The organism is Gilliamella sp. Fer4-1 (assembly GCF_001690515.1).
Lineage (GTDB): Bacteria > Pseudomonadota > Gammaproteobacteria > Enterobacterales > Orbaceae > Gilliamella > Gilliamella apicola_C.
In genome coordinates this window covers 1-6,032 of sequence record NZ_LZGZ01000266.1, presented here as the reverse complement: position 1 = coordinate 6,032, position 6,032 = coordinate 1, and the positions used below count along the sequence as shown (strand labels likewise).

The 6,032-nt window shown below is 36.9% G+C and carries 6 protein-coding genes; 5 read left to right on the top strand and 1 reads right to left on the bottom strand.

What is annotated here, in order from left to right; all coding sequences use genetic code 11:
• The first annotated feature begins 151 nt into the window (after positions 1 to 151).
• From tatA to gorA, 5 genes are all read left to right on the top strand, one after another.
• A complete protein-coding gene (gene tatA, locus A9G30_RS09420) occupies positions 152 to 370 on the top strand; it encodes a twin-arginine translocase TatA/TatE family subunit (RefSeq protein ID WP_065567679.1) in 219 nt (72 codons plus the stop codon).
• A 3-nt stretch (positions 371 to 373) separates the two neighbouring features.
• Complete coding sequence (gene tatB / locus A9G30_RS09415; protein WP_065588784.1) at positions 374 to 715, top strand: Sec-independent protein translocase protein TatB; 342 nt, start codon at positions 374 to 376, stop codon at positions 713 to 715.
• The gene (gene tatC, locus A9G30_RS09410) at positions 712 to 1,479 is read left to right on the top strand and encodes a twin-arginine translocase subunit TatC (RefSeq protein ID WP_065588783.1); all 768 of its coding nucleotides are present in this window, start codon (positions 712 to 714) and stop codon (positions 1,477 to 1,479) included. Before tatB ends, tatC begins: the two co-directional genes overlap by 4 nt.
• Positions 1,480 to 1,528: 49 nt before the next feature.
• Positions 1,529 to 2,953, top strand: a complete 1,425-nt coding sequence (gene hldE / locus A9G30_RS09405) for a bifunctional D-glycero-beta-D-manno-heptose-7-phosphate kinase/D-glycero-beta-D-manno-heptose 1-phosphate adenylyltransferase HldE (protein ID WP_065588782.1) — start codon at positions 1,529 to 1,531, stop codon at positions 2,951 to 2,953.
• A 273-nt stretch (positions 2,954 to 3,226) separates the two neighbouring features.
• Positions 3,227 to 4,579 (top strand): glutathione-disulfide reductase, encoded by a 1,353-nt coding sequence (gorA, locus tag A9G30_RS09400; protein WP_065579595.1) that lies wholly within the window; start codon positions 3,227 to 3,229, stop codon positions 4,577 to 4,579.
• A gap of 79 nt (positions 4,580 to 4,658) precedes the next feature.
• Here gorA and A9G30_RS09395 read toward each other — a convergent pair whose 3' ends face one another.
• Complete coding sequence (locus A9G30_RS09395) at positions 4,659 to 6,008, bottom strand: MFS transporter (protein ID WP_065588781.1); 1,350 nt, start codon at positions 6,006 to 6,008, stop codon at positions 4,659 to 4,661.
• Positions 6,009 to 6,032 lie beyond the last annotated feature (24 nt).

Genomic DNA, 6,032 nt, shown 5'->3' with positions numbered 1-6,032 from the left:
AGTAAAAAGCGTGAACGGAATCTATATAAAATGATGGGGTTAGTGTGTGCTTTATGTATTATTATATTGGTTTCACATTAAGCTGATTGTCTTGGGAATATTATAATTTGCGTGTATAATTTGGTTATTTACCTCATCGGAGATAATTATCATGATGCCAAGCTTACCTCAACTTTTAATATTAATTGCGGTTGTTGTATTGTTATTTGGAACAAAAAAATTACGTTCATTGGGCTCCGATCTTGGCGAATCAATTAAAGGTTTTAAGAAAGCAATGAATGATGATGACGATAAAAAAGATGCTGATAATTCAAAAAAATCTGAAAATATCGATTCATCTGATGCTAATAATCAGAGCAAAAAAGAGTAAACCGTGTTTGATATTAGTTTTGGTCAATTATTATTAGTTTTAATTATTGGTCTGGTGGTTTTAGGGCCAGAACGGCTACCCATTGCGATAAAAACAGTTACAGGGTGGATAAAAGTGCTACGCCGAATGTCTGCTATGGTACAATTAGAGCTGAATAAAGAGCTCAAACTGCAAGAGTTGCAAGCCAGCTTAAAAAAGGCCGAACAAAGTGGTTTAAAAACACTTACACCCGAAATTCAAGAATCTATTGATGATTTAAAACGTGTAACTGAACCCTTACAAAAAGAAATCGATTCGGCCACGAAAATTGATACTGAAACTCGTACAGATAAAAATACACCATGACAGACAACGTTACTCAACCATTAATTGGACATCTTGTTGAACTTAGAACACGGCTTTTGCGGTGTATTATCTGTATTTTGCTGGTATTAATTTGCTTGCTTTATTTTTCCAATGATATTTATCATATTGTGGCAAATCCGCTTATGATTCAATTGCCACAAGGCAGTAATATGATAGCAACGGATATTGCAGCGCCATTTTTCACACCAATTAAGTTAACAGTTGTAGTGGCGATCTTTATTTCAATTCCTTATGTGCTATATCAAATTTGGGGATTTATTGCCCCAGCGTTATATCAACATGAGAAACGTCTGGTTATGCCGTTAATTGTATCAAGCACGATTCTTTTTTATCTTGGTATAGCATTTGCTTACTTCGCTGTGTTTCCATTAGCGTTTTACTTCTTTATCCATACCGCACCGATCGATGTGGCGATTAATACTGATATTACCAAGTATCTTGATTTTGTAATGACACTCTTTATTGTCTTTGGATTTGCTTTCGAAGTGCCAGTTGCTATTATTTTGCTTTGTTGGACAGGAATAACTACACCAAAAAGTTTACGAAACAAGCGACCATATATTATTGTTGGGGTATTTGCTGTTGCTATGTTTGTTACCCCTCCAGACGTATTTTCACAAATACTATTAGCTGTACCCATTTGTTTACTATTTGAAATTGGCACTTTTTTTGCCCGTTTTTATCAACCGCGCAAAAATGACGAAATGGAAGATGACAACAGCCATGATTTTGATGAGACATAAACAAATATAGAATGAGTAAACTGAAAATAACTAAGGATAACGAGTCATAATGAAAGTATCATTACCTGATTTTAATTGCGCCAATGTATTAGTGGTGGGCGATATTATGTTAGATCGCTATTGGTATGGGGGAACGAATCGTATATCACCCGAAGCGCCAGTACCGGTAGTTAAAATTGACTCGTTAGAAGAACGACCTGGTGGTGCTGCCAATGTTGCTATGAATATTACTTCTCTTTGCGGTAATGTACGCCTAATTGGCCTAACAGGCATAGATGAACCAGCAAAAATTCTTAATGAACAATTAAGTGGACATAAAGTCCAATGCGATTTTGTTTCTGTATCAACACATCCAACCATAACAAAGTTACGCGTTCTATCACGTAATCAACAATTGATTCGTATTGATTTTGAAGAAGGATTTAACAATATTGATGCAACGCCTCTTCTAGAGCGTATTCAAACAGCATTAACGACCCATAAAGTTTTGGTACTATCGGATTATGCCAAAGGTGCGTTATCTGCTGTTCAATCAATGATTAAGCTTGCTAATCATGCCAATGTGCCTATCTTAGTCGATCCAAAAGGAACCGATTTTGAGCGTTACCGCGGGGCGACATTGTTAACCCCAAACATGTCAGAATTTGAAGCAGTAGTCGGATATTGTAAAACTGAAGAAGAGATTGTTGAAAAAGGTTATCAACTCATCAAACAATATGATCTAAAAGCCTTACTAGTAACACGTAGCGAAAAAGGCATGACATTATTACAGTTAGATAAACCAATTTACCACTTACCAACTCAAGCAAAAGAAGTCTTTGACGTAACAGGCGCTGGCGATACAGTAATCGCTACATTAGCTGCAGCATTAGCTGCTGGTCAATCTTTAGAAGAAAGTTGTTTCTTAGCAAATGTCGCAGCGGGTGTGGTTGTTGGTAAACTAGGTACTTCAACTGTTTCACAAGTTGAATTGAGTAATGCCATTCGAGCCCGTGCCAATGACGGTTTTGGAGTAATGACAGAAGAAGAGCTTAAAGAAGAAATCAAAAAAGCGCGTATGCGTGGCGAAAAAATTGTTATGACCAATGGTTGTTTTGATATTTTACACGCAGGGCATGTTTCTTACCTTGCTAATGCGCGTAAACTAGGTGACCGTTTAATTGTAGCAGTGAATAGTGATGCTTCGGTTAAACAATTAAAAGGGGAATCCAGACCCATTAATCCGCTAATGCAACGTATGATTGTACTTGGTGCACTTAATTCAGTTGACTGGGTTGTACCGTTTGAAGAAGAAACACCACAACGTTTAATTGCAAGTATCTTACCTGATGTCTTAGTCAAAGGTGGTGATTATAAACCCGAAAATATTGCCGGCGGTAAAGAGGTCATTGAAGCAGGCGGCACAGTTAAAGTCCTCAATTTTGAAGATGGCTGTTCAACCACCAATATTATTAATGCAATAAAAAATCGCTAAATTAACAAATCTTATCGGTTGCTTCAGTGTGCCGCTAATAAGATTTATAATCCGATATTAATACACTTGCTTATTATTCTATTTTACGAATTTCTTGGAAAAACGTGTTAACGCTAAGCACCATTTTTAGTAACTGACTAATAAAATATTAACAATTATTAGTATGATCAATCGTTAATAACTATTATTAAATTTTAGAATTAATACTTTTTTTATCTTGCGATTTATGTAAAGCTAATAGCTAACTAATGAAAATTGTATTAAGGATATTTAATGACCAAACATTATGATTATATAGCTATCGGTGGTGGTAGTGGAGGGATTGCATCTGTTAACCGAGCGGCATCCTATGGAAAAAAGTGTGCACTAATTGAAGCAAAATTATTGGGTGGAACCTGTGTCAATGTTGGTTGTGTGCCCAAAAAAGTCATGTGGTATGGTGCACAAATTGCTGAAGCCATTAACCATTATGGCCCTGACTATGGTTTTAATACTACCATTAATCAATTCAGCTGGGACAAATTAATTGCAAGTCGAAATGCTTATATTGATAGAATCCATCAATCTTATGATCGTGTCCTTAATAACAATAACGTTGATGTTATTCATGGTTATGCTAAGTTCGTTGATGCTCATACAGTTGAAGTCAATGGTGAACATTATAGTGCTGAACATATTTTGATTGCTGTGGGTGGTAAACCAAGTATTCCGAATATTCCCGGTGCTCAATATGGTATTACATCAGATGGCTTTTTTTCTCTAAAAACCTTACCCAAACGTGTAGCCGTTGTTGGAGCTGGATATATTGCTTGTGAAATTGCAAGCGTATTACATTCGCTGGGTGCACAAACACACCAATTTATTCGTAACGCTACGCCATTACGATCGTTTGACCCACTTATTATTGATACCTTAATGGAAGTGATCGCAACAGAAGGTCAACAATTGCATACTTTTGCCATTCCGAAATCAGTCACTAAAAATAGCGATAACTCATTAACATTAACTCTTGAAAATGGCGAAAGCTATATCGTCGATTGCTTAATTTGGGCCATTGGACGTGAACCTGCGACCCATGATATGAATTTACAAGCAGCAGGCATTGCTGTTGATAGTAAAGGTTTTGTGATCGTTGATAAATACCAAAATACTAATATATCAGGAGTTTATTCAGTCGGTGATGATACAGGCGCAACAGCATTAACCCCTGTTGCGGTTGCTGCTGGACGTCGTTTATCAGAAAGGCTATTTAACAATAAACCTGATGAACATTTAGATTACAGTAATATTCCAACCGTAGTATTTACTCATCCGGCAATTGGTACCATAGGCTTAACAGAACCAGGCGCAATAAAACAATATGGTTCTGAAAATGTAAAAGTTTATCAATCAACATTTACAGCAATGTATACCGCAGTTACTCAACATCGCCAACCATGTCGCATGAAGCTAGTTTGTGTAGGTAAAGATGAAAAAATCGTCGGTATTCATGGCATTGGTTATGGTATGGACGAAATACTACAAGGTTTTGCAGTGGCATTAAAAATGGGCGCTACTAAAAAAGACTTTGATAATACCGTGGCAATTCACCCAACCGCAGCTGAAGAGTTTGTCACAATGCGTTAATAGTATCAGTTATTGTGTAGTACACAATAAAATAAAAAGCAGGGTAAAAGCCCTGCTTTTTATTGGTTGTAGCTACTGATTAATGACCCGAGTTACTATTCCATCCCTGTTTTGCAAGTGGGTAGAAACCGACAGCAATCGCAATTAATGCCACAAAAGAGATATAAAGGCCTGCACCAAGATAACTATACTGACCTAATAAATGTTCAGGGCTTAATAAATAAATTATTAAAGTCGGTGTAAAGGCACTAAATAGTGCATAAGCTAAATTGTAAGAAAACGATAAGCCAGAATAGCGAATAGCTGGAGGAAAAGTTCTCGTTCCAATAATTGGTGTCATGGCGATAGCCCCAATGAAAAGACCAAACGCAGCCCATGTCCAATAAAGTTGAGTTAACGATATTTCTGGGCTTAAGGAGCTATAAAAGTAGATGCTTGTAATAGCCAATCCACCCCAAGTAATGACAACGGTTTTAGTGGTACCTAACTTGTCTTCTAGCCAACCGGAAATAACACAGCCGATGGTTAATGTTAATGCTGCAATACAACCGCCAACACGCCAATCAAGGTTAGTAAAATGATACATTCCACCGACAATACGTCCGGGAGTAATTAAAATCCCCACCATAATTGCTGTTGATAACGACCAAGTTAGTAATGCAACAATCACACATGCTGTTTTGTGTTTCTGTAGCACTGTAACTACAGGAATATTTTTTTCGATAGCTTTACGGGCGGCTAATTCTTTAAAAATAGGTGTTTCAGAGAGAAAACGTCTTAAATAAACTGAAATAATGCCAAAAATACCACCAATAATAAATGGAATACGCCAAGCATAATCTAAAATATTTTGTTTAGTAAAACAAAGATCAATAATAATAGTTACAATAAACCCAAGCAAAATACCACCAGTGATGCCAGAAGTTAATGTCCCTACACCAAGTCCATAACGTTGCTTTGGCACATGTTCAGCAATAAACACCCACGCGCCTGGCATTTCGCCACCTATAGCAGCGCCTTGTAGCATTCGCATTACTAACAATAATAGTGGTGCAAAAATGCCAATCATATCGTAAGTTGGCAATATACCAATGATAAATGTTGGTAGGGCCATCATAGCAACACTTAAGGTAAACATTTTTTTACGCCCAACTTTATCACCAAAGTGAGCCATAATAATGCCGCCAACAGGGCGAACTAAATAACCCGCAGCAAAAATACCCCAAGCAAACAAATCTAATGTTAATGGTGAAAGTGTATGCGGTAAAAAGAGTGGCTTGACGATGGTATCAATGTAAAGTGCATAGATAACAAAATCATAAAATTCTAATGTACCACCTAAAGAGGATAAAACTAACGTTTTAAAATCCTGACAAGTTAATGGTCGAGCACTAGGCTGCCATTCGGTGTTAATCTCAGACTGACTCATGGAAAACCTTATTATTAAATTAAG

What these genes read in the sequence shown, in the direction of transcription:
- tatC (WP_065588783.1), top strand. Translation starts at nt 712, where the DNA reads ATGACAGACAACGTTACTCAACCATTAATTGGACATCTTGTTGAACTT.
- gorA (WP_065579595.1), top strand. Translation starts at nt 3,227, where the DNA reads ATGACCAAACATTATGATTATATAGCTATCGGTGGTGGTAGTGGAGGG.
- tatA (WP_065567679.1), top strand. Translation starts at nt 152, where the DNA reads ATGATGCCAAGCTTACCTCAACTTTTAATATTAATTGCGGTTGTTGTA.
- hldE (WP_065588782.1), top strand. Translation starts at nt 1,529, where the DNA reads ATGAAAGTATCATTACCTGATTTTAATTGCGCCAATGTATTAGTGGTG.
- A9G30_RS09395 (WP_065588781.1), bottom strand. Translation starts at nt 6,008, where the DNA reads ATGAGTCAGTCTGAGATTAACACCGAATGGCAGCCTAGTGCTCGACCA.